This is a genomic window from Serratia liquefaciens ATCC 27592, from assembly GCF_000422085.1.
GTDB classification, from domain to species: Bacteria; Pseudomonadota; Gammaproteobacteria; order Enterobacterales; family Enterobacteriaceae; genus Serratia; species Serratia liquefaciens.
The window spans coordinates 2,201,415-2,222,194 of sequence record NC_021741.1 but is presented as its reverse complement, the minus strand read 5'-3'; the positions used below and the strand labels follow the sequence as shown (position 1 = coordinate 2,222,194).

Here is a 20,780-nt window from a genome sequence, read left to right as displayed (position 1 = left end):
TTACGCCATAACGGAAAAGAGAGTGTAACACTATGAACAGGTGAACTTCTAGACACATCCCAGCGACCATTACTCCATGACCATCCCCGGAGTGACACAATGGCGGCATCAAAATCCCAAATCAAATAGCCTTGGTCCATTCCGACATTAACTTACGAAAGAGGAATGCCCATATTGTTACAGTATGAGTGAAGACGAGCAGTGGTCAGGCTTTGCTGAACCTCACTCAACACCCCTTCGTAAATAACAAAAGCAGCCACGTCGTTATAACCCTTCAGTGATTGTGTTTCATTCGCAGGACCACCCACCGCAAATGCACGGTTTGACAGCGCCGGAATGGTACCTGCTGGGAAAGGGTTTGTTGCCATGATGCCAGTGATCCAATCCTTCACCGTGATCGTTGTATTACTGCAGGTGACCGACATGATCGAAAATTTGGACATATCCTTAACCACATTCACCGAAAGCGGTGTTGATGTAGAAGGCGCTGCCGGATTGAAAACACCGGCTTGAGCAGTAAGTTTCCCCATTGGCGCTCCAGGGTCATTATTGTTTACGAATAGCGATAAGCCATGTGAAACAAATCCCGGCGCTTCGACGTTCTGACCACTAAACGTACCCATGAACATTGGCTTATGTTCATCAGTTGCGAATGTATCATTAGAGCGAGCAATACAAAACAGCGTATGATTTCGTCGCTGGAATATTGACGTCCTTAAAAAGTCTTGCCCACCCTTAAATCGTAAATAGTTTCCGTGAACCTCTGGATTTCCAACGACAGTAAACGCTGGTTGATAACGTGCAAGGTTTCTCAGTGACTTTTCAATACTGCCGCCCGAGATGCCCCCATCCCAGCAATCCCTCCTGAACAGGAGGCATAATGAAACTTGTTTTTCCGCTCAGGTCTGTGCTGTTGTCATATAACGCAATGCCCATTATTTATGCCTCTTCTGCTGTAATCTGATATGCGACGCTCCAATTACGAAGGTCATAATAGTTATTAACGAGTTCCGGTATGTTTGCAGACGGATACATGCCACTATCTGGCAAATACTCATATTTACTTTCGCTAAGTCCATTGCTTGAATCACAAACCATGCCGTTGCCATTGTGATTAGCCTTGTCGGCATAACGTATCAACAGCTCGCCAAGCGGCTCACGCACTAAAGTAATGTGAATTGTTGAAAGCCCACGGACCTCTACGTCCAGTACGCTGATCGGAGTGTCGGCACCGTTGAATCGATCAATGGCGGTAAACCCTTTGTCAGCGTATTCCTGAGCAGCGTTCACTACATACGGCGGAGAGAAGCGTAAAGGTGGAGCTGGCGTATGCATCGATAACAGCACGTCAACACCACGGTAAACAGCGGTGATTGGCTGTAACGGCTTCCAGTCTTGGCCAAGCTCACATATCTTAAAGGCGATTTCGCCCAGTTTCTCTGCAAACCAGCGGTAACCGTTTGAATCCAGATGCCCGTTTTTGTCGGTGTACGGATAAGTCGGGCCCGCCAGAAATATGTTTTCATTCTCTTCTGCAAGTTCGATCTGGGCCATGCCAACAGCCATGTCATGCTCGTCACGCGTAAATGATGCTCCTGCCTGGTCGATGATAAATGCAGGCATCCGAGACTGGCCAGTTACGGCAGTAATGTCTGCATACATGTCGTTGCGCAGCTGTAGTGTCCCGCTTTTGAAATACTCCTTACTTGCGTTCGGATAGTCTTGCTGACCATGCATGTGAACGATGCAGCCCACCTGGTATGACTTGCCTGCGGCATCGGCGATAGCTTTAACACCGGTCATTGCAGTGTAGAATCGGTTATATAGATCTGGGCTGGCACCTTTGCTTAGCTGCGCAAGGTTTCGCCCACCGACCCCTGTAGCAGAACCAACGAACACACGGTTGGGTTCAGAGGATAGGCCTACTCGGTCGAGGTGATGACGACGCCATGAATTCAGGCTTCCTTCTACAGGTGACTCACCATATGCGATCGTTCCTGGCGCCAGAGCGGACACCTGCGAATCAGTTAATGCATTGCCGTTGGCATCGCAGCAAGTAGCGATCAAAGGTTTTAGCGTCGCACTACCACGCGGAGTGAAGACGGCTGCTGTTGGTGATGCAGGCATTGATGAGTCACCAAACATCAAATTATCCAGCGGTTGTGTCGTGCTCAGGCGCGGCCACCCTTCGGTGCCGTTTTGCAGCGACTGACCGTAATAGATATTGTGAATAATTTGCGCTAACGGACGGACCGCATTGTTCCCACGGGAAGCGATAGCCTCGCGGCTCTGGCGAGCTAACACTTCGCTTTTCTCTGTCTGTTCAGAAAGCCAGGAGTCCTCTTCGGTATCTGCTGAAGAAACTTGCAGTTCCACCGCATAACCATTTTTATCTATCAGGTAAATTCCATCACCTGATATTAATGAAATCTCCAAATCTCCAAATCTCCAGCGAAGATATTTCCGTTTTGAATATAAGCTGCAGGATACCCATTAGCATCTAAATGAGAAATCGCGCTACCTTCATCTACGCGAACTAAATCACGAAATACCTTCCCAGTTGGTGTTGCGACACCATTAACATTTTTATATTCGTCCGCGATAGTAAAACTGTCGTCAGAAACAATGAAGAAAAAGGCACCGTTAATTATCTCACCAGATGAAATGGCGTCGTTAGCCTCTGTAAGAGTATAACTTTTCCCAAGAGGAGCTAGTGTCCTCCTTATGCCTTCAATTGTATAGCGGTCTATTCCGAACCTGTCTTTATATGTTGGATTTCCTGAGTTAACTACCTCGTCAATTTTCCCGGCATTAAATTTTAAACCCCTTACATCTTCGCTAGGGATTTGTTTATTTGTTGGTGTGGTAGCCATTTATTCAGTTACCTCATAATTATACATTTCATCGTTATATTCAGACATGGTTAACGAGGTAGTCCCGTCGCCATTAGGTTTCTTTTCTGTGATCGTCCACTTGGTGGCATCCATCTCCACTTGCGTGGCGATGACATATCGGGAGGGTGATTGCACGTTGTAGCCGTCAAAAATATTGAGGGTTATTGCTGGTACTGTTGCGGAGAATCCAAATATCGTGTCGCTACGAGGAAATGCCTGGATTCTCGCGGTTGGCGTGCCATTAGCATCGGTGACGATGACATACATGTCTCCTTGCCATTCAATGCGTTCACTTGTGTCAAAATCGTTTCCATTCCTGGCAACGATATACCCGTCCTGCTGATTGGCGTCGTAGATATCAGGCACCTGCACCATCTGACCGACGTTTACCCACTCTCCATCTGACAAGGCCCTTATCGACATCGTTTGCCGGGAATAAAGCAACCGCCTAACCTCTTTCAAAGCCCTATCTCGTGCCTGATATGAGTTCCTGACATAAAGCATGTCGAACTTCTTCGCCTTGACTGGCTCTCCCTCTTCAATGGTTGGGCCGGTGATCCGATAGCGAATGAATGCCTGTTTGTTTGTCGTGGGGTTCTTGTAAGTGACCTGCACACCGTCAAATCCACCAGGGAGGGTCATGTCGTATGAGAGGCTGTAATCCTCCGCCTTGGTGTTGGCGCGGTTGAATACGGTCACCGCGTTTGGCTTACGCTCGTCACGCGTAAACGACAACACGCCGTCATCCCAGAACGCCGTTACTGTGGCTGCATCGCAAATGGTCTGCACCCTGGCACCGAGAGAGATATCTTCGTCGTCAAACGTGTAGTCGAAGTAACCCAGCCGCTGATCCGGTAATGACGCGGCTATCGAATACAGCTCATAGATGTCGATGCTGGACTCGGCCTGCCCGCCCATTTTTATCCACGTATGAAGCACGGCATCAGCAAACGAGCGTGACGGCCTTTCGGTGTAATCGACGGTTTGAGTGCTCAGGTTGTAACTGATGACATGACGGGTAATGAGCGCGTTATATTTCCTTTCCCTTGCGCTCGTAGCCCTTTCGGTGGCCGTTACAGTGACGGTAACGAGTGTGTCATTCGGGTACGCGACATTACTGCGCGTCCTGACAATGTGGACGGCCTCAACCTTCAGTACCGAATGATCGTTGCTGTTATTCGACCGAATGAACGAAATAGCATACCGGCCATTACCTGCAGCGGGTGTGAACTTAAAAGTTTCGTATTTGGTATCGGTGTTTTCATCGTCGTTATTTAACCCAACGTTGTAGCTCTCAAGCGTGCCGGGGATCTGGTTGTTGTCGTCATCAACTTTGTAGAAAGTAACGTTTGTTCTGGCGTAATCCCCATGGCCAAGCTGAGCCTGCAGGTGAATCCAGAGCTGTGTTCCTTCTACGGGTGAAAACGAAGGCCCGATAACCAGCGGCTCGTTATCATTCAGCGTGAATATAGTGGTATTGATTACAGCATCACCCGGTATTTGACCGATGTCGTTCCCGCTGAGGTTTGCAAACGTGAATTCATAGAAATACTGAGGATCAACAGGCGCACCGTCATCCGTGGTCGTGGCATTGGTTAGTTCAGCAAACACGGTGATATCCCGCGTTACTGGGCCAGATACCGTGTTGTAGGTGACGCTAACCACGAATGAAACTGAGTGCGGTTTCGGCAGATCATAGAAGTAGTCGAAGTCACTATTTTGCTTAATCTTCACCTGAGCCTGACCGGCAACGAATTCACCAGAAACCATATCCGTGGTAGTCGTAGCCGTTTCAGCAGGGAAGTCTTCGCTCTCGTTTGGCCCTGGCAATTCCTGACCGTCGATATCATCGAATGCGAACCCTTCGTTGATGACCGGTATGTTTTGGCCTGGCTGGAAGATCTGGTATGAGGCACCCGCTAGAGCACCAAGATTCGACTCTGAGTAGCGAACAGACGTCACGTCATACTTGCCCAGGCCAAAGTTCATCCACTCGGTCACCTTTTTGATGTTATTGGTGTACTCGAATAGAGACTCCTGGATCAGGTCTGGAAACGCCCTCACCTGACCGTAGTTATCAGGCTTTGCCTCACTGTTACGGGCAATGTTGGTTTGCCCTTTCAGGCTATTATTCGGTGAGGTTTTGGAATTGTTTGTGGCTGCGTTAGCGCTTGGCTGCTTGATGAGTGACGAAAGGATTTTCTGGGTAAACTTTATCGGGTTGAAGTGTTCAAGCGGGTTCAAGATTGTGCCGAGTGCGCCACTCTTTGGCTGGTCAAACACGCTGATGATGTCGCCATGGTTCAGCGGGAAATTCAGCTCGTCATCAGGTTTAAGCTTTACTCCGTTCCTCAGTATCTCAACATCACAATGCAGGTTGGCCGTTTTCAGCCAGGGGTAAAACATGCTGCCGGCTGCGAGGTTATGTCGCTCTTTCGGTATCCCCGGCACGCGCTGAACTTCGATCAACGGCATAGTCGTAAAACTCCACTTTGGTGAACACTTTTTCTAACGTCCGAAGCTTGTCGAAACGCACCTGTCCAGACTCGCCACGGCTATGGAATGCTTGGCCATTCACCACCAAACCAACATGCTTTGGCTCCGCGCCGTAATACGCGATAAATATGCTACTGTCGGCGGCCTTCTCTACCTGCTGCCAGAACACGACATCACCCGCAAAGCACGTCAGGAAGTCGCTACCGGCTTCGTAGTCCGGCGTTTGGTGTATCTCAATGCCGAGCACATGCCGGTAGTACAGAACGACGAGCACCCAACAATCCGCCGCCTCAAACGAGCACGCTCTATCGCGCCACGGTTTGCCCTCCATGGCGTTCACAAAGTCAGATTTATGCATTGGCAAGCCCTGGGAAGTCGGTTGTGTTGTAGAGGAAGGCGATGTTGTTGTTCAGCGGGTTCTGAAGAGTCAGCGAGCATGTAACGTCGCTCTCGTCCATCGACACGTCTTTCACGTAAAGCGTCCACGGCTTAAGCGGTGTATTCATGTCGGCGGCATCAAAGCGCTGGTACGTGGCCGATATCGGCGTTATCCGCGAATACGTGCGCCACAACTTCAACTGCTGCTTAAAGTCCTGCGCCAAACGCCCAAATTTCGCCGATGAATTGATTACCGGCGTATTGCTCTGCTGGCTCTCTGACACCTCCATCCGGCATGGGGTGTAAACCTGCCCCGCAAACGTCTTTGGGTAAATCTGGCGATTAACCAGGCGGATATAGCCGAATGTCGAGTGATAAAACGTCATGGTATCGTAGAGAATGCGGTTGGGACGCTGAGACTGAAATTCGCGTAAAGTTGGCATTTAAAACTCCGGTAAATCTCGGTTAACCACCTCATCAATGATCCCCCACTGGTTCGGCGGCAGCTCAACAATGACGTCTGAGAATTCATCATCCGGGTTGTAAACCTTCCGGGTGATGACGTTCCCCGTCCATGTCGTCGTATTGCCGTTGATGCTTGTCTGTACCGGAGGGGCCACAAAATGCAGTTCCTGCATCTGCAGACCTGAGCCCCCCAGATTACACAGCATGGTGAACCACTGGTTGCCGTTATCGAGATAACGCGGGCTGCGATACCACTGCTCAAATGCTCGGTCTTCCTGCAGCGTGAAAATCCAGTTCAGTGACCAGGTGGTTTTAAGGTCATCGGTCAGCCGCTGGAAGATGGGCGCGCCTACTGCAGGTTGATCGGTACGAAACCCGGCATCAATCGTTCGGCTCTTGTTGGTCTTCTGAGGAAGGGATAGCCAGTCGGGATAAGGTATTGCCACGGTTTTCTCCCGGTAATAAAAAACCCGCCGAAGCGGGTTGTTAGTTTGTCGCCCTGCGAGGGGCTTGATGGTTTCTCGAAATACCTTGGCTTATAGGGCCACCGTTATCCAGGTCAGCCACAATTACATCGACGGTGATTCCATTACCGGTATTGGTAGCCTGCGCATCTACGGTGCCAGTGGTGTAGTTCTGGATGTTAATAACCACCCCTCCACCCACCCCGCTTCCTTGCAACTCTTTGTTGCTGATCACCTTACCTGTACGGTCACCATTCAGAAGGTAGTTATGGTTACCCTGCTGCAATATCTCAGGCTTGCCCCCCTCTCCTACCTGATACATTCCTCCAGCAGAAACGGGGCCGCCATTCTTGCGAGCGCCCGCCACAGCCAAACCTTTAGCGAGGCCTACTGTAGCAGTCATACCTGCCATTGCAGGGACTGAGTTACCACCAAATGAAGCAAGGGATGCTAATGCCGCTGGAGCCGCCCAAGCTGAAGCAAGGATGCCTGCCTGTGCAACTCCGGCCGTAGTAGCTGCTCCCCCCATGACTTGCTGGATGATGAAATTTTTCAACATCTCAACACCGACCTGAACCAAGCTATTTACGACGCTGTTTAGCATCGTGCTGCCAAGTGATTTCAGCGCTTCTTCTGCGCTCATCGAGCCAGTAATTAACCCTGTTATCGCGTTGGAAGCATTGCCAGCAAAGGCGTCTACGGCACTCGTCAGCATGTCGTAACCAAGGCTTTGTTGGCTTAGTATCTCCCATTGCGCCGCTGTTCTCTGCTGCTCATATTGTTGATTGGCCGCATTCATGAGGAGCAGACCTTGCTGCTCAGTGATTACTCTCTGTTGGGTAAATTGCTGTATCAGCGCCAACTTCTGCGCGTTCTCGTTGGCAAGCTGCTGCACTGGGTCAACCATACCGGCAGCTTGCTGCTGAGGACTTACCACGGCTTCAGACCGGATTTTTGCCAAGTTAACCTGATGCTGTTGCTCCAGTTGCTCAGCCGTGGTGTTGTACTGCTCCTGGCTGATTTTCTTGGCCGCTAACGCCGTGTTTAAGTCCTTAACGTCCTGCGTATAGCTGGCGTTTTCTCGCGCCTCCGGCAGTAGTTTCTCGGCGGCGGCCTGCGCCTTAATGGCATTAGCTGTGTCCCACTTTTTAGCCGCAAATTCTCCAGCCGCGGCGATCTGCGATTGCGTTGCGCCCTTACCAAGAGACAGTTGAGCGTTGAGGATGGCTTGTGCTCTGCTTAGTTCGCTGGTCGAATCTGCGGCAAGATCAGCCTGCTGCTTAAGGTTAGCCAGCTTCTGGGCGGCACTTTCGGCTTGGCTGGCAGATTTCTTACCTTCCGCATTGTTTTCTTTCTGGGCTTTAGTATTCCGCTCAATCTCTGCATACTGATCTTGGAGCATCTTCACTCGTGGATCATTCTTAGATAGGCCAGCATCTTCAGCGTCATATACCGCCTGCAACCTAGCTCTAGCTTCCCCCTCTAGTTTCGATAGTTCTATACGGCGCTGAGAGCGTTTCACCAAGGCATCTTGCTTAGGGGTTGCGGTGCCTGCTTTATTGAATTTGATTTGACCAGCCGCAGCTCTCGCGGACGCCTGAGCTACTGAATCAAGATCACCAACCAAAGTAGCGGCTCTATTACTTAATACAGCCAGCGCTTTGTTCTGCTCAGACCAACCATCCAATCCAAGCCATGACCACGTTCTGGCTCTACGCTCATACATCTCTGCAGTAGATGTTAAGTCTGATATACGTTGAGCCGCCGTCTCTGTCTTTCCGCTGAGCCTATCAATCGCAGAACTGATGGAGTCAATGATCGTGACCATTGTTTGGCTCGCCCCTACGGTTTCATTCATTTTGCCTATCAGCATCTGCAATGAAATCGTCAGGGTATCGCTTGCCTGATCCATCGTCCTAGGAAGCTTTTTAAACTCTTCATTCAGAGAGTCGGATTGCTTCATTATCGCGTTGATAGCATCTTCAGCGCTTAATTTACCTTCCAACATCGCTTGCATTAGCTGACCACCAGTCATGCCAAGACCAGCCGCAATTTGACGAGCAAGCTCCGGCATCTGCTCCACAATAGAGTTAAACTCTTCTGCCCTCACCGTACCGGAGGCAATAGACTGACCAAATTGCCTCAAAGCATTTGCCATCTCTTCGGAAGAACTACCGCCAACTCGGCCAATTTTCTGCAATGTGTCGGTAAGCGCCAGTATCTGTGAGTTTGTGGCTCCAGTCTCTTTTAGAGATGCAGTCATAGTTTCCCAGAGCTTAGCTGTATCCTTCAGGCTGGCACCTGTATTTGAAGCTATGGCCGCTAACCCCATGAAGGTGCTTTTAGCTGTTGATGTGTCGCTTGTTAAACGCGCTATACGCGCCTGTAGTTGAGTGATGTTATCGGCTACGGTTAAAAAAGCTTTGCCATAGTCGATTATTAAAGAAACTGAGATTGCACTTGCCACCCCAGTCAGAATGGTTTTTAAGCCACCCATTGAATTGCCAGCTTTATCCGCAGAGGATGATAATGCATCGACAGACTTCGAGGCTTTCCCCGTCTGGCGCTGCATTTCTTCTAGAACAACAGAAGCTTTTCGGCTGCCAGTGATCATTTTGGCTGTTTCAATATCAACCTGATAGACCAGGCTTCCACCATCTTGCTCTGACATTTAGCAATCTCCAGGCATAAAAAAACCCCGCCGAAGCGAGGTTGTTCTTTATTAACATTTTCTAAGCGTCTTCACCACACATAGCCGTATAGCCATACATGTCGCGCGCATCATCTTCTGTTGATACCTTCTTACTTCCAACCTTATAGGTCACTGCTTTACTGAAATATCCCTTTTCTTTCATGCTCATATCTATCATGAAAGAATGAAATCCAGCATAAGCACCAAATCCATTCTTGGCATTAACTTGCCCGCACACTAAGACGAGAACTGTTCCATCCTCGTTTTCTTGAGTTTTTGCCACTCGCAAATATCTAAACTTTGCACTATCAGGGTCTTTCAAGTCTGCAGAAATTTCCTTCTGTGCAAGTTCTAATGCTTTTTCCTCACCAGGCTTGCATGCCGTCAAAGCCATAACGGCGAGTACTACTGCTAATGTCTTTTTCATTCTTCCTTGCCCATCAATCAAAGATGACCCGATCTTAGCAGAGGTCGCGGCGGTGGCAACGAAAAAACCCGCAGCTAAGCGGGTTTGGAGGCTACCTACTTTTGGATTCGAAGACAGCCTGTAGGCCGTAGTCGATGCTGTTCTTAAAGTAGTTTTGTTCTCCCGTTGCTACATACATTATGGTTGCAGCGACACATGCCAGGAAGTATTGGTTGGTGACAAGTGCTAGCAGTTTTTTCATTGTTTCAACTCCGTTGACCTGCTCCCCGTTGATTTATACCAACCAGATCATTGCGTTGAGCCTTCAGTTTAGAGATCCTTAACTGAATGTCAGGTTTTGACAGGTTTTCGGATGCAGTGCGGTTAGCTGTTTTAGCGCTGTACCCCGCCCGAATAGCCGCTTGTGTGGCGTTTAAATCGATGAGGTACTCGCGACAAAACATTTCTTGCTTGTCGGTGAGCGCCATTAAAATACCCCATACTCTAAGGAAGAGTCAGATGAGCGAATATTGGTTTGTAATTCCTAAAGATGAAAAAAATGAATTTCACGTTTGGCTTATTGGTCACCCCTATTATAAATTTAAGCGACCAGAACCTGACAAACACTTTTACATTAATTCAGCCCCTACCTTTCATAATGCTGAGAAAGGCGATGTTAGCTGTGAAATCACGGACGGGTATGATGAAAAAAAAGATGAAATACTAATTACATTTACCTTTAAAGAAGAAGTTCTCGATGAGGGGTTATTAAGCTTAATTAGAGAAAACTTCACCGTATTAGACTCTTCTTGTTATTAAAAAATCAAGTTAGTTTGAAGAGTGATGTGTGTATCATCGGTGGCACTCAATGAATGCCACCTGCAACTTCGTTAGGCGAACTGTAGGATTCCGTGCGCCTCTAAATCCGAATAGGAGATCAGTTCGTTGAACGCTGGTACTTTTTCGCTATCCCTAAATCTTGGAATACCACCAACCCATTGATTCCAAGATGTAGCTTGGTTACCACTCATTACGCAACGTCCATCCGGATGCTCTGTGTTGAGTTATAAAATAACCGCCTGCAGGTGGTTATTTTTCGACAAGTTTGGTAACTATTAACTCCACATCCCAGTCGCAGTATGCCTTTTTTAAAGGGTAAGATAAGGAGATTTTTCGTCCTCGTTCTTGAATAAGATTGGCCTTACGAGTTTCAATACTAATATTTTTATGATCATCACAAGTAAACACACTAACATCTAGGTAGTGTTCTTGTTGATTGCTTAGTACTTTATCTAAAGCACCCACCAAATTTTCTAACTCGTACATTTACTCTCCTTTAAAGTGACCAGTATATAACACCATGAATTTATTCATCATTTTCTCTCAACCTTAGAGATAACTCACTCGCCCGGCGATCGTTAAGATTCGGACTAAGGGGGGGAGCAATCCCGTCATGCGACTACAACCAGCGACCCTCATAGCATATACCTCTTGGTTAGGGGGGCGGGTACATATGTAGCATTAGATGAACTAACGCTGATTTTTTCTGTTAATGATGAATCGGCTGCTTATTATAATAAAAAAGCACTTTAGTGTGGCTTTTACTATTACTTCAGTTGTGCTGTTATCTATCGTATCTTTCTTTTTCAGCCTGCGGTAATTTACACCACCATTCGATAGCCTCTTGGGCTTTATCACCCTCCCCCATCTTTTGATAGAAATAATGTAATGACGAAGGAAGGATATCTCCATTGAAAACATCAGAGATTTTATTCCTATCAGATAGATAGCTACAATATTTCTTCAATAACCCCAGTCGCTCTTCAATTCTCATCTTATCTTCAATTTGTTCCATCATATTTGTTAAGTCCATAACCCACCCAGTTTTTGTTATTCGAAGTGGATATTTTACATCATTCTTGGAGTTTATAAACTTTTATTCGAATTTACTGCTTGATAATAGGCCTACCAGTGGTATTTATCTAACCTTAGCTGCCTAAGATATTGGGCTATTTCGATGTCTACTTGCATGTCTGAGTCGGGGTCGATACAGGCATCACATGCTGCCAACTTGCGGTTTTGCTTCATTCATCGTTTTCTCCCGGCTGCTTCACGCCATTGGTTTAGTGTGACGACCTGGCCAGTGCAGACTGATAAAGCGGTTTGCAGCGCCAGCGTGTAACTCGCAGCATCACCCCAGGTATCACCCTGCAGCGTTGGCTGCTCGCATCGCTTGAATACTGACTCAGGGGGTAACAACACTACCTGTTGGGGAGTTACCGGCGTTTTGCTGCAGGAGGTCAATAACAGCGGTAGGCATAGGACTATTGCCACATTTATCGCTTTTAAGTGCATCGCGTAACTTCCTCTGATACGTTTCCCCCTGCTGGCGTAGTTGCTGCTCTCTTCTCTGCTGCTCAGCCGCTAACACTCTGTTTTGCCGGTCTTGTTCTTGCAGCGTTGAGATTAGTCCTGACTGCTGCGCCAGCGTCTTTTCCTGCTCGCCCACCTGTTTTCTGGCCAATTCCAGCCGGTGCGACAACAACGAGCTGTAACCACCCAGGCAGATTGATACCACCAGCAAGAGCAACATTCCCGCCCTTGATAATTTACCCAGCCAGCCACTCATGACAGAAAAAACTCACGCTCTGCCGAACGGCGTTTTACAAGGCCAGCCAGCTTCACACCACCAGCGTTTACCCACTTACCGAACTCATTAGCAGCGCCCTGTTTGTCACCTGTATTCAGTTTTCTAAGTAGCGTTGAAGTGCTCAATGAGCGCAATCCGAGGTTATAAGCAAAGCTCACCAATGCATCAAACTGGCCCTGTGTGATTTTTACCTTCACTAGCTGATTAACACCTTGTTCATACTGAACCACGCCGCACTTCAGCAACCGATCTGCTGTAGCCTGATCAATCACCATGCCGGGGCCAATCTTCTTGCCGTCTACCGGCTGAGTCCAGCCATAGCCGATAGTCCAGACGCCTACAGAGTCCTGGTAGGCTTTCAGCTCTAACCCTTCGAAGCGCTTAATCAGCTCAATGCCTTTATTGCTTATCTGCATTCTGATTGCCTCCCCCGAATCTGTTGCCGATGAAGTTCAGGAAGAACACTCGGAATTGCTCAACGCCAACAAAGCCGACACCCCCGCCCACAGCGATTGAAAGCGACCGTGGAAGATCGAAATACTCCAGTGCTGAGACGATAGCCAGCGTCAAAGCGCCACATAGGAGGCCTTCCAGTAACGTCTTTTTCCAGCCACCGCCCGTGTACGCAGCACGAAGAACCGCAGTAACAATGGCAAGCAGAACCGCACCGATCGGCGTCTCCCCCCTCCACCATGCTTGTAAAATGTCCCCAACGTCAGGGAAGTTGTGCGGGTTAAATGGCATTTTCATGTCCCCCCCCTGTCGGGGCTTAGCCCGATCTCCGGGTGATAGATAGTCCTCTAGGTCAGAGGTGGGTGTTTGTTATAGAATTTGGGAATTACACACTAAATGGCGTTTCGAAATGAATAACCCTATAGGTAGAGTCATTGAGGATGTTCAGTCTATAAAGGATGATGGGGTCGAGTTTATAGGTACAGATAAGCTAATAGATTACCTGAGTGCTTTAAAAGACAACGAACAGCAATCTCACGAAGAAATTCTCGAGAGATTGAAAGCAACAAACCAGTTACATATAGAACGATATAAGCAAGTGTCTGCTGTTAATTTAGAGTCTTTCCGTAGCGTTGTTGCAGCCGGAGCTAATGCGTCTAAATCTTGTATGCTCATCAATGGCGGCGCAGCTGTAGCGCTGCTCGCATTCGTAGGTAATATCTGGAATAAAAGCCCGAGCGCAGGAACAGTGACAGAGATTGCTTACGGTATTCTATTTTTTTGCATTGGCGTTGGCTTTGCTGCACTTTGCACTGGGATTACCTATATTGCCCAATATTGTTATTCAAGCATCGATTTTGATGATGACAGTGATAAAAAATGCAAATGGGAGATTACTGGAAACATATTTAACATTTTAGCTGTATTAGCCGGATTAGCTTCTTTAATCTTCTTCTGCTTCGGATGCTATAGTGCCTTTGAAGCCATAATTTTGCATAGCAGAATTTCATAAAAAAACCCGCAAGGAGGCGGGTTCTTTTAATGTGGCAGTGGTGATTTGTCAGCCCGTAGGCATTGAAATCCCATCATTAAGAGCAAATCTAGCCAAAATTATTCAATAATGCAAGACTTGGTTGATAAAATTTATAAATTTGTCGACATATGTCTCAATCAAGTTAGTTTGATGTCACTCTACTAAGCACTCTCTCTGCGGCTTCTGCATCCTGATAACACTTACTGATCAGCATCTGATAAAAACGATGCCAGTTCCTACTCCATGTAGGCTGGCTCAAGGTAGGTATAAGGCCTTTCACTACCTTGTGAGCTGGCGCAGTCGTGGTAGGCTTTAAGCCCGTCCCATTACATCTGATGCAGATCTTCTCAATCACTTGCCCTTCAGCCTTTGTGGCTGCGAAATCGTAGGTTTTCCCACTACCGCCGCATCTACAGCGTGCCCGCTCTATGTCTGCCGTTCTGCAGAAGTCATCAACTGCCAGCTTTGAAAGCAGCACCATGCATCGTGCCATTTGTCTACCAGCAGCCTTCCCCACCAGCTTTGGGGCTTGCTTAAAGGCATGCTGAGCAAGTTGCTCGATCGCCTTTTCTCTCTCTGCCATGTCCTTATTGAATTTCGCATACAGCAGACTGAGCCCCTGCGCCTCTCTGGATTGAGTGATCCCCAATGCAACCATGACATCGGTATAGCCTCCTTGCCCGCCACCTTGGCATTGTGATGCGCGAACCACACGCCGTTCCTGCTGGATGCCATCCTGTCCAATCAGTAGCTTGGATTGAGGCTTAATATCAGGCGCGGTGCTCATGATTGAAGGAGATTTTGGGCTGCTGGCTAAAAGTGCGTGCTCTATTCTCATGCTATTTCTCCGATAATTATTTGGCCTACTTCGCCCCAAACCTTTGTTACTCGACCGTCCCAGATCCGGCAGTCGTCCTCAAAAATGGCATCCAACAGTGCCTTTTCCAGATTGTCTTTATCAGGCTTCTGCTGATGTGGTTTACCGGCCATCCCAGCGCGCTTCTTCTTGCTCCAGCTATCTGGCATGGGTAATACAAACGTCACGTGATAGCCGCTCTCAGGCAGCGATATGCGGTGCAGCCTCACTTCATCGCAGAATGCCCGATAGCGAAGAACTGGCGGGCGCTTGGCCCACCGGTCTTTTTGCGTCTGACGTGGCTTGGGGATAGGGACTATGTTGTAACTCTTCATCCCAGCGCTCCCACGCCGTAGGAATACTCCATGAACTGGGCCAGCAATACGGCCTGACTGCCGTGCTCAGCCTCCCATGCGTCGGGGTTGTCGTGGAGCTTGCGATGGCAGTCACGAGCTAATGGGATTGTTAGGTAGTCGCTTGGCTTCGTCCCCATTCCACCCAGACCGTGCCCGATAATGTGGTGTGGGTCATCAGCTCGGCGACCACAACCACAACCACAACAACACATTTGTGTTTTAACCCAGCGTGTCCACTTGCTGTCTTCAACGCGGGTCAGTTTTGGACGCAGCATGAAAGCCTTCGGCGGTTCTGGGTCAACAGTGAAAACTTTAATCGCCGTTTTCTTCAGGATTTCGGTAGGTGCAGACCCAACAACCATGTCTGCTTCTTTTTTTGGCCCTGATACGAAAATAGGTTTCGGCAAGCTAAGTAATTCTGCTGAGACTTCATTAGGGACCAGGTCTACAACGCCGGAAATGGCAGCCCACAGAACAAGCTCAGGGATAGTCAGTTGCCCTTCAGACTTAAGCCGCCACTTCGCCGTCTCAACAACCCAGCGCGCCATGTTCACGTTCGCTATTGCATCAAGCTTTGGCGTTGTATGCCCGTCAGTCCTGTTGTCACAGCTCCAGCAGATACGCATGGCAGCATGACCATAACGACGCGTGGTCAGGTTGGACGAGTGGCTATCGCTGGCGTATTGGCATTGGGTGAAACGCGTTGCCCAGGCTTCCATCGAGTTGATACCACCAGCAGCGTTGATAACCCGTTCATGTTGAAAGAATGGCTGCAGGCGCGGATCGTTCGCTATCTCATGCTCTACCTTCGGTAAAATTCCGTCTGGGAGGTCTTTCATTTCGTCCGGCAGAGTCGATACCAGCACGCGGCCTGTCAGGTGTGAGAGCAACTCGCCACCAGCCTTGATCATCGCGATGCCCAGATCGCGCTGTACGTTAGATTTCACTATTGCTCTCATACCTGCGCTCCTGCCATTGCGTATGCTCGGGTTAAAATTGGACGCCACATCTGGCGGGCCTTACTTTCGTCAACATTGCCAAAGCCGTTTTTGCGTACCTGCTGCTGAGCTCGTTTTTCTGCAGCGTTAGCTGGCATCGTGGCATCTCGGATTAAGCGGTCAAAGGACTCATCAAAATCTATTTCTGGAGTATCGCCAGCCGGGGGATCCTGGCGTTGTTGTTCTACTGCATCGGCCATAGCTGCTTTGCGAGTGCGCTGTACATTCCAGGTGTTGGCCGCAGCCAGGTAGCCGCTGAAACGTACCGGGTCAAAAATCATCTTGGTGCTGAGTAGATGCCCTTTCGTCGGGTCGCTCAGTAACAGGCTTGCGCGGTGCTCTGCCACCAGCTTCAGTTCATCAACGCTGTTACCTTCCGACAGTCGCTCACAAATTTCTCTCAGGGTATCGGCGCGCTTTGGCGTTCTGCCGTTGATTTTCAGATTCAAGAAATCCAGCACTTCCCCAGCCATGCCCGATGTGTCCGCCGCTGGTTGTTCAGTCTGGGGGGCTATGGGGGGGGTTCCTTTTGGTTCAATGACTGGTTCAAAAGAGTGACTGGTTCTGGTGCCATCAGGTGACATAGGGGGTGTGCTTTCTGACGGCACAGGGGGTGCCACCTGCTGACATAGCCCTGTGCTTTTTGACGGCATAGGGCTATGCTTTTTGACGGCACAGGGGGCTATGCTTTCTGACGCCACAGGGGTGTCCAGCGTCAGGTAATACAGGTTAGAGGTGTTACCTTTGCCGTTGTTAACACCCAAACGGTTCTCTTTGGTGATTAATCCCATCTTAATCAACGACTCAATGTGCGCCCTCACGGCGCTTTTGCTGCACTCGCAGTGGTCAGCGACATGCTGATAGGAAGGCCAGCACTCGCCCTTGTCGTTAGCGTTGTCGGCTATCTTGATCAGCACCAGCTTGCGCAGTGGGTTACCCACTTTGATGCTCATAGCCTGCGCCATCAGGTTCATGCTCATACTTCGACTCGCTTAAATTTCTCTTTAAATCGCTCAAGTGGCTGCATGCATTCATACGGGTAGCCCTCTCGCATAAAAATCACCTGTTGCTCAGCCCGATCCCACCGAATGACGGTCACGCGTTTACCGTGGTCATCAAGGTATTTCCGGTTTAATGGCACAGAGTGATTAGTTGCCATGGAGTTCTTTCATCTCGAAACGACCGAGGCGCGGGTGATACCAGTATTTGCTTCTGCAGGCCCGCGTGGACGTCTTCCGCACCTCACTGAGTGCAGTAAGAAAGTCATCCTCTTTGGCTACCGTCGCGTTCGTCAGGATGCCGCCTGGAGCGTTAAAGGGGATTTTCTTGCTGGTAACATGAAACGAGCAGATCAGGGTTCTAACTTTGTTGTCAGACAGCCCAGACAAAGCCACCAAGTTACGAACCGTCTGCCAGCCAGGTGGTATAGCGCCGTTTGAAATTTCCTCTATCTGCTGAGTTACGCCATTAACCTGTTGCTGCAGCGCCTGCATCTGGCGTTGCTGTTGCGCAGCGTTCGTAGCCATGGCGGCTATCATTTCCATTTCAGATAGAGTCGATGGGGCCTGCACTGCGTCAAACGTGCGGATCACTTTCAGGTTGAAGGTTGCACTGATCCACATGGCGTATGAATAAACGAGCTCTTTGCAGGCATAGCTGCCCTGCTCTAACCCACCACGAATAACGTTAATTGGCTGATTTTCGAGCGAGGGAGGAATTCCCCGCTCGGTCAAAAGACGCACCAACTCCTGCGTTTGCTGCGTCGCATACCAATATTTCGGCTTGTGTCTTTCCTCGCCACCAGCAGCACGATGCAAGTCATTCAGGCAGTAACGCCCTACGACATCTTGACGAATGGCGGTCTTTTCAATCACAATCAGGTTGTTCATAGCAGAACTCCAAATCAGATTAGTGAAGGCCGCGCAGCTGTAACTGCACGGCTTTTTGCTTTCCTACCCGCCTTCTCTGGCTTTTCTTCCTTCGTACAACTCGCAAGCGCAAACTGCCTGGCACGGGTGAGACAGTCGTCGAATGCCATCCCCTTCCGGCTTGCCTGCGACATACGGCGATAGTGATCAGCCCCATAATTTGCCCCCCCCCCTGAGCGACTGCCTCGCTGAATCCTTCAGCCACCAGCTGCCGCTTGATGTTGTCGTAAACAAAAGTGTCCCAGGCCATTTAGTCCCATCCCAGCGGCCCTGGTCGGCTGCGCTCAGCTTTCAATCCGATATCAGCCAATGTTTCGACCGACGCCAAATAATCCCGAGAAACCAAAACCGCTTCAGGAGGTGCAGCCTGAATTCCCAGGAATGCCAGCTCCTTGGCCATCGCTGCAAAATGCCCCTCTCCTTTACGGCGACTTGCAGTCGACTCACTAATCCCTAAGTGCTCCGCGTAAGCCTTTTGCCCTACCGATGCAAGCCGGTTGAGCAATACGCCTTCAATCTCAACTGCGTTGATAATTGGCGGTTCTAACTTTCGTGCTATTGCATTGTTTTCCATTGATAGTTGTCCTTGTTAAGCAGCAGTTAGCTCCGGCCAAATCTTTTGCCAATCGTCTGGACGAAGATCCCGCCGAGTAACCTTGCTGTTTGTTGCTGTTTCGATCTCAACGCAACGTGCAGGCGAAATTGAGCACCGGCCAGAAGCCATCTGAGATAAATAGGAACTGGAAACGAATAAACGCTCAGCAAGCTTCTTTGCCTCTCCCCGTTCTAGTTCGTCGATGTATTGCTTTAGTTGCATAGGTCACCTCATAAGTTAAATGAAGTTTATTGAATACTAAACCAAGCGTCAAGTATTTGCTTGTTTAGTAACTACTACGCAGAATGGAAATATGAATACGACAGAGAATCGGCGTGAGCGCCTGAAGGCTTGGTTCGCAGATAAAACGTTACCAGCCAATGAAAAAAGCTACCTATCACAGTTGATGACAGGTAAAGCTTCTTTTGGTGAAAGGGCTGCAAGACGCCTTGAATCAACGTATGGCATGCCTACGGGATTTCTAGATGATGTCAGCGACGCCCGATTAGAACAGCAGGAAAGCTCAAATTACAGGATCGAAGTCCTTGACGTACAGGCGAGCGCTGGGCCAGGAGTGATTAATAGCGAAGTGGTTCAGACAATTCGTTCGATTGAGTATACCGATGATCACGCGTCAATGATGTTCGGCGGCAAGCAAGCATCACAGGTAAAGACGATCACCGTAGATGGTGACAGCATGGCTGGGACTATCGAACTCGGGGATGCAATTTTTGTTGATGTGAGCAAAGACTACTTCAGTGGTGATGGCATCTACGTGTTCCTGTACAAAAACCATTTGCATGTGAAAAGACTTCAGATGTTGCCAGATCACCTGCTAGTTCATTCTGACAATTCGCAATACTCAGATTGGGTTATTACTGAAGATAACGAGCATAAACTGAAAGTGATTGGTAAGGTACTATTGAGTCAGTCACAAGCATTTAAGCGCCACGGATAAACTGGCATATATTGAAAATTTTGGTATCACTTAATGAATGGTCTCAAAATAAAATGAATTTTAATAATTCGTTTTTAAACAAAAAAACATGCGTTAAGTGATTATACTTCATCTTTAAATTATTATTTAAGGTTAACTGACATGGAAAGAATAACCAAAGAAACCACGCTGGAAGGCTACATCGGCTGGCTTCAGCAACTAGATTTTAATGTAAAACAAGAAGGGAAATTACTAGTCGTTTCTACCGAGGCTACAACATTTATCGTTCAGCTTTTACCAAGCAATAATTTAATTTTCCGCGTACTCTTCAGAATCAAAGATGATGCAAATGAACTTGAATTGTTGAGAAAAATCAATGAAATGAATAGCAATGCAATTTCTGGCTGCTTCTCTATTGAAAAAAAAGATTTTGCTTTTCATTTTAGTCTAATAAAACCATATGGCATGGGCTTTGAAGGTTTTAAAGTATTTGTTAAATATAACTTAAATCTTCTTGGTTTTGCCTTGGCTAAGTCCGGCATCCAAGAGTTTGTAAAATGAATAATCAAGCTATCCTCAGCGACTTTGATTTTAATGATGCTGCTCAGGATGCTCTTGACTTCCTTGATGAAATCATTTCAAGTGATCTTGAGAATGCATCAACAATATTACGCGTAGTTCTTGACCCAAATAAACTAGAAAACTGGGATAAAGCCGTTGAACTTTACGAAGCTATAAGGCAGGATACAAGTGATGTTGCAAAAATTGCAGAAAATATTCAGAAACCAGAATCTGTAGTATCGAGAGTAAAAGAGCATATTTTCTATAAAAAACATAGAATTGTAATTAATGACATCGACGAATATAGAAGGTTAGATGCAGACCCTGAAATTGTAAATTCTTGGAGTAGGATGACAGAGGGCGACCACGTCGATGAGGATGAAAAACTCTTCCGCCACGAACAACTTGAGTCTATAATTGTGATGCGGAAGGATGTATCACAAACAGAAGCACATAGAACTACCATAGCATGTGGATACACATGGAACCCTGAAGAGGCATATAATGGCGATATTAGTAACTGCTAGGATCGTTAGCCGTGAAGGGAGTAAGGTGACATACTTGTTTTCAGATGAAAATGGAAGGAATGGATACTTTTCAATCAACTGTAAAACAGGT

At 48.1% G+C, this 20,780-nt stretch carries 28 protein-coding genes and 1 pseudogene; 5 read left to right on the top strand and 24 right to left on the bottom strand.

Annotation, left to right across the window (positions count from 1 at the left end; genetic code table 11):
• Nucleotides 1–152: 152 nt before the first annotated feature.
• The 10 genes and pseudogenes from M495_RS25550 to M495_RS10395 all read right to left on the bottom strand — a co-directional run.
• Entirely contained in the window at nt 153–530 is a 378-nt protein-coding gene (locus M495_RS25550) for a hypothetical protein (protein WP_144079311.1), read from the bottom strand.
• 409 nt (nt 531–939) lie between these two features.
• Nucleotides 940–2,436, bottom strand: coding sequence for a hypothetical protein (locus M495_RS10435; RefSeq protein WP_020826617.1), 1,497 nt, complete (start codon nt 2,434–2,436; stop codon nt 940–942).
• Nucleotides 2,421–2,873 carry a hypothetical protein gene (locus M495_RS10430; protein WP_020826616.1) on the bottom strand — a complete coding sequence of 151 codons (453 nt, stop codon included), beginning with the start codon at nt 2,871–2,873 and terminating at the stop codon, nt 2,421–2,423. The genes M495_RS10435 and M495_RS10430 overlap by 16 nt, the downstream gene beginning before the upstream one ends.
• Complete coding sequence (locus M495_RS10425; RefSeq protein WP_041414513.1) at nt 2,874–5,369, bottom strand: host specificity factor TipJ family phage tail protein; 2,496 nt, start codon at nt 5,367–5,369, stop codon at nt 2,874–2,876.
• Complete coding sequence (locus M495_RS10420) at nt 5,317–5,748, bottom strand: NlpC/P60 family protein (protein WP_020826614.1); 432 nt, start codon at nt 5,746–5,748, stop codon at nt 5,317–5,319. The genes M495_RS10425 and M495_RS10420 overlap by 53 nt, the downstream gene beginning before the upstream one ends.
• Nucleotides 5,741–6,211, bottom strand: coding sequence for a DUF1833 family protein (locus tag M495_RS10415; RefSeq protein WP_020826613.1), 471 nt, complete (start codon nt 6,209–6,211; stop codon nt 5,741–5,743). The genes M495_RS10420 and M495_RS10415 overlap by 8 nt, the downstream gene beginning before the upstream one ends.
• Nucleotides 6,212–6,679 carry a hypothetical protein gene (locus tag M495_RS10410; protein WP_020826612.1) on the bottom strand — a complete coding sequence of 156 codons (468 nt, stop codon included), beginning with the start codon at nt 6,677–6,679 and terminating at the stop codon, nt 6,212–6,214. It lies immediately after the preceding gene.
• A gap of 40 nt (nt 6,680–6,719) precedes the next feature.
• Nucleotides 6,720–9,368, bottom strand: a complete 2,649-nt coding sequence (locus tag M495_RS10405; RefSeq protein WP_020826611.1) for a tape measure protein — start codon at nt 9,366–9,368, stop codon at nt 6,720–6,722.
• A gap of 61 nt (nt 9,369–9,429) precedes the next feature.
• The gene (locus M495_RS10400) at nt 9,430–9,816 is read right to left on the bottom strand and encodes a hypothetical protein (protein WP_020826610.1); all 387 of its coding nucleotides are present in this window, start codon (nt 9,814–9,816) and stop codon (nt 9,430–9,432) included.
• A gap of 272 nt (nt 9,817–10,088) precedes the next feature.
• A pseudogene (locus M495_RS10395) lies at nt 10,089–10,283 on the bottom strand (terminase small subunit); the annotation flags it as partial.
• A gap of 31 nt (nt 10,284–10,314) precedes the next feature.
• On the opposite strand from M495_RS10395, the gene M495_RS10390 reads away from it, so the two are divergent.
• Nucleotides 10,315–10,614 (top strand): hypothetical protein, encoded by a 300-nt coding sequence (locus M495_RS10390; RefSeq protein WP_020826607.1) that lies wholly within the window; start codon nt 10,315–10,317, stop codon nt 10,612–10,614.
• 270 nt (nt 10,615–10,884) lie between these two features.
• On the opposite strand, the gene M495_RS10385 is transcribed toward M495_RS10390, so the two are convergent.
• The 6 genes from M495_RS10385 to M495_RS10360 all read right to left on the bottom strand — a co-directional run bounded on the left by M495_RS10385 (nt 10,885) and on the right by M495_RS10360 (nt 13,195).
• The gene (locus M495_RS10385; RefSeq protein ID WP_020826606.1) at nt 10,885–11,121 is read right to left on the bottom strand and encodes a hypothetical protein; all 237 of its coding nucleotides are present in this window, start codon (nt 11,119–11,121) and stop codon (nt 10,885–10,887) included.
• Nucleotides 11,122–11,419: 298 nt separating this feature from the next.
• Complete coding sequence (locus M495_RS10380) at nt 11,420–11,653, bottom strand: hypothetical protein (protein ID WP_144079310.1); 234 nt, start codon at nt 11,651–11,653, stop codon at nt 11,420–11,422.
• Between the two features lie 230 nt (nt 11,654–11,883).
• Nucleotides 11,884–12,150: an Rz1-like lysis system protein LysC gene (gene lysC / locus M495_RS26260; protein ID WP_420704977.1), complete on the bottom strand. Its 267-nt coding sequence runs from the start codon at nt 12,148–12,150 to the stop codon at nt 11,884–11,886.
• Nucleotides 12,041–12,424, bottom strand: a complete 384-nt coding sequence (locus tag M495_RS10370; RefSeq protein ID WP_041414509.1) for a DUF2570 family protein — start codon at nt 12,422–12,424, stop codon at nt 12,041–12,043. The genes lysC and M495_RS10370 overlap by 110 nt, the downstream gene beginning before the upstream one ends.
• On the bottom strand, nt 12,421–12,861 hold the full coding sequence (locus M495_RS10365; RefSeq protein ID WP_020826603.1) for a lysozyme: 441 nt from the start codon (nt 12,859–12,861) through the stop codon (nt 12,421–12,423). Before M495_RS10365 ends, M495_RS10370 begins: the two co-directional genes overlap by 4 nt.
• Nucleotides 12,845–13,195 (bottom strand): phage holin, lambda family, encoded by a 351-nt coding sequence (locus M495_RS10360; protein WP_020826602.1) that lies wholly within the window; start codon nt 13,193–13,195, stop codon nt 12,845–12,847. Before M495_RS10360 ends, M495_RS10365 begins: the two co-directional genes overlap by 17 nt.
• A 112-nt stretch (nt 13,196–13,307) precedes the next feature.
• Here M495_RS10360 and M495_RS10355 point away from each other — a divergent pair, with 112 nt between their 5' ends.
• The gene (locus tag M495_RS10355) at nt 13,308–13,910 is read left to right on the top strand and encodes a hypothetical protein (RefSeq protein WP_020826601.1); all 603 of its coding nucleotides are present in this window, start codon (nt 13,308–13,310) and stop codon (nt 13,908–13,910) included.
• A gap of 163 nt (nt 13,911–14,073) precedes the next feature.
• Here M495_RS10355 and M495_RS10350 read toward each other — a convergent pair whose 3' ends face one another.
• The 8 genes from M495_RS10350 to M495_RS26125 all read right to left on the bottom strand — a co-directional run bounded on the left by M495_RS10350 (nt 14,074) and on the right by M495_RS26125 (nt 18,886).
• Entirely contained in the window at nt 14,074–14,769 is a 696-nt protein-coding gene (locus tag M495_RS10350; protein WP_020826600.1) for an antitermination protein Q, read from the bottom strand.
• Entirely contained in the window at nt 14,766–15,122 is a 357-nt protein-coding gene (locus tag M495_RS10345; RefSeq protein ID WP_020826599.1) for a RusA family crossover junction endodeoxyribonuclease, read from the bottom strand. The genes M495_RS10350 and M495_RS10345 overlap by 4 nt, the downstream gene beginning before the upstream one ends.
• Nucleotides 15,119–16,102 (bottom strand): DUF968 domain-containing protein, encoded by a 984-nt coding sequence (locus tag M495_RS10340; RefSeq protein ID WP_020826598.1) that lies wholly within the window; start codon nt 16,100–16,102, stop codon nt 15,119–15,121. The genes M495_RS10345 and M495_RS10340 overlap by 4 nt, the downstream gene beginning before the upstream one ends.
• Nucleotides 16,099–17,121, bottom strand: coding sequence for a helix-turn-helix domain-containing protein (locus M495_RS25815; protein WP_020826597.1), 1,023 nt, complete (start codon nt 17,119–17,121; stop codon nt 16,099–16,101). Before M495_RS25815 ends, M495_RS10340 begins: the two co-directional genes overlap by 4 nt.
• Nucleotides 17,118–17,300: a DUF4222 domain-containing protein gene (locus M495_RS10330; RefSeq protein WP_020826596.1), complete on the bottom strand. Its 183-nt coding sequence runs from the start codon at nt 17,298–17,300 to the stop codon at nt 17,118–17,120. Before M495_RS10330 ends, M495_RS25815 begins: the two co-directional genes overlap by 4 nt.
• Complete coding sequence (locus M495_RS25335) at nt 17,290–18,030, bottom strand: KilA-N domain-containing protein (protein ID WP_020826595.1); 741 nt, start codon at nt 18,028–18,030, stop codon at nt 17,290–17,292. The genes M495_RS10330 and M495_RS25335 overlap by 11 nt, the downstream gene beginning before the upstream one ends.
• 289 nt (nt 18,031–18,319) lie before the next feature.
• Complete coding sequence (locus M495_RS10315; RefSeq protein ID WP_020826593.1) at nt 18,320–18,643, bottom strand: CII family transcriptional regulator; 324 nt, start codon at nt 18,641–18,643, stop codon at nt 18,320–18,322.
• A 15-nt stretch (nt 18,644–18,658) separates the two neighbouring features.
• Nucleotides 18,659–18,886 (bottom strand): transcriptional regulator, encoded by a 228-nt coding sequence (locus tag M495_RS26125; RefSeq protein WP_071846563.1) that lies wholly within the window; start codon nt 18,884–18,886, stop codon nt 18,659–18,661.
• Nucleotides 18,887–18,977: 91 nt separating this feature from the next.
• On the opposite strand from M495_RS26125, the gene M495_RS10310 reads away from it, so the two are divergent.
• The 3 genes from M495_RS10310 to M495_RS24665 all read left to right on the top strand — a co-directional run bounded on the left by M495_RS10310 (nt 18,978) and on the right by M495_RS24665 (nt 20,689).
• A complete protein-coding gene (locus M495_RS10310; RefSeq protein ID WP_020826592.1) occupies nt 18,978–19,622 on the top strand; it encodes a S24 family peptidase in 645 nt (214 codons plus the stop codon).
• 141 nt (nt 19,623–19,763) lie between these two features.
• Nucleotides 19,764–20,162: a hypothetical protein gene (locus M495_RS10305; protein ID WP_020826591.1), complete on the top strand. Its 399-nt coding sequence runs from the start codon at nt 19,764–19,766 to the stop codon at nt 20,160–20,162.
• Nucleotides 20,159–20,689 (top strand): hypothetical protein, encoded by a 531-nt coding sequence (locus M495_RS24665; protein ID WP_020826590.1) that lies wholly within the window; start codon nt 20,159–20,161, stop codon nt 20,687–20,689. The genes M495_RS10305 and M495_RS24665 overlap by 4 nt, the downstream gene beginning before the upstream one ends.
• The last annotated feature ends 91 nt before the right edge of the window (nt 20,690–20,780 follow it).

Coding starts and splice junctions, on each gene's coding strand:
- M495_RS10370 (WP_041414509.1), bottom strand. CDS start 12,424: ATGAGTGGCTGGCTGGGTAAATTATCAAGGGCGGGAATGTTGCTCTTG.
- M495_RS10315 (WP_020826593.1), bottom strand. CDS start 18,643: ATGGAAAACAATGCAATAGCACGAAAGTTAGAACCGCCAATTATCAAC.
- M495_RS10405 (WP_020826611.1), bottom strand. CDS start 9,368: ATGTCAGAGCAAGATGGTGGAAGCCTGGTCTATCAGGTTGATATTGAA.
- M495_RS10360 (WP_020826602.1), bottom strand. CDS start 13,195: ATGAAAATGCCATTTAACCCGCACAACTTCCCTGACGTTGGGGACATT.
- M495_RS10345 (WP_020826599.1), bottom strand. CDS start 15,122: ATGAAGAGTTACAACATAGTCCCTATCCCCAAGCCACGTCAGACGCAA.
- M495_RS25815 (WP_020826597.1), bottom strand. CDS start 17,121: ATGAGCATGAACCTGATGGCGCAGGCTATGAGCATCAAAGTGGGTAAC.
- M495_RS10420 (WP_020826614.1), bottom strand. CDS start 5,748: ATGCATAAATCTGACTTTGTGAACGCCATGGAGGGCAAACCGTGGCGC.
- M495_RS10365 (WP_020826603.1), bottom strand. CDS start 12,861: ATGCAGATAAGCAATAAAGGCATTGAGCTGATTAAGCGCTTCGAAGGG.
- M495_RS26125 (WP_071846563.1), bottom strand. CDS start 18,886: ATGCAACTAAAGCAATACATCGACGAACTAGAACGGGGAGAGGCAAAG.
- M495_RS10430 (WP_020826616.1), bottom strand. CDS start 2,873: ATGGCTACCACACCAACAAATAAACAAATCCCTAGCGAAGATGTAAGG.
- M495_RS10340 (WP_020826598.1), bottom strand. CDS start 16,102: ATGAGAGCAATAGTGAAATCTAACGTACAGCGCGATCTGGGCATCGCG.
- M495_RS10385 (WP_020826606.1), bottom strand. CDS start 11,121: ATGTACGAGTTAGAAAATTTGGTGGGTGCTTTAGATAAAGTACTAAGC.
- M495_RS24665 (WP_020826590.1), top strand. CDS start 20,159: ATGAATAATCAAGCTATCCTCAGCGACTTTGATTTTAATGATGCTGCT.
- M495_RS10390 (WP_020826607.1), top strand. CDS start 10,315: ATGAGCGAATATTGGTTTGTAATTCCTAAAGATGAAAAAAATGAATTT.
- M495_RS10330 (WP_020826596.1), bottom strand. CDS start 17,300: ATGGCAACTAATCACTCTGTGCCATTAAACCGGAAATACCTTGATGAC.
- M495_RS10355 (WP_020826601.1), top strand. CDS start 13,308: ATGAATAACCCTATAGGTAGAGTCATTGAGGATGTTCAGTCTATAAAG.
- M495_RS25335 (WP_020826595.1), bottom strand. CDS start 18,030: ATGAACAACCTGATTGTGATTGAAAAGACCGCCATTCGTCAAGATGTC.
- M495_RS10425 (WP_041414513.1), bottom strand. CDS start 5,369: ATGCCGTTGATCGAAGTTCAGCGCGTGCCGGGGATACCGAAAGAGCGA.
- M495_RS10310 (WP_020826592.1), top strand. CDS start 18,978: ATGAATACGACAGAGAATCGGCGTGAGCGCCTGAAGGCTTGGTTCGCA.
- M495_RS10350 (WP_020826600.1), bottom strand. CDS start 14,769: ATGAGAATAGAGCACGCACTTTTAGCCAGCAGCCCAAAATCTCCTTCA.
- lysC (WP_420704977.1), bottom strand. CDS start 12,150: ATGCACTTAAAAGCGATAAATGTGGCAATAGTCCTATGCCTACCGCTG.
- M495_RS10380 (WP_144079310.1), bottom strand. CDS start 11,653: ATGATGGAACAAATTGAAGATAAGATGAGAATTGAAGAGCGACTGGGG.
- M495_RS10305 (WP_020826591.1), top strand. CDS start 19,764: ATGGAAAGAATAACCAAAGAAACCACGCTGGAAGGCTACATCGGCTGG.
- M495_RS10415 (WP_020826613.1), bottom strand. CDS start 6,211: ATGCCAACTTTACGCGAATTTCAGTCTCAGCGTCCCAACCGCATTCTC.
- M495_RS10400 (WP_020826610.1), bottom strand. CDS start 9,816: ATGAAAAAGACATTAGCAGTAGTACTCGCCGTTATGGCTTTGACGGCA.
- M495_RS25550 (WP_144079311.1), bottom strand. CDS start 530: ATGGGGAAACTTACTGCTCAAGCCGGTGTTTTCAATCCGGCAGCGCCT.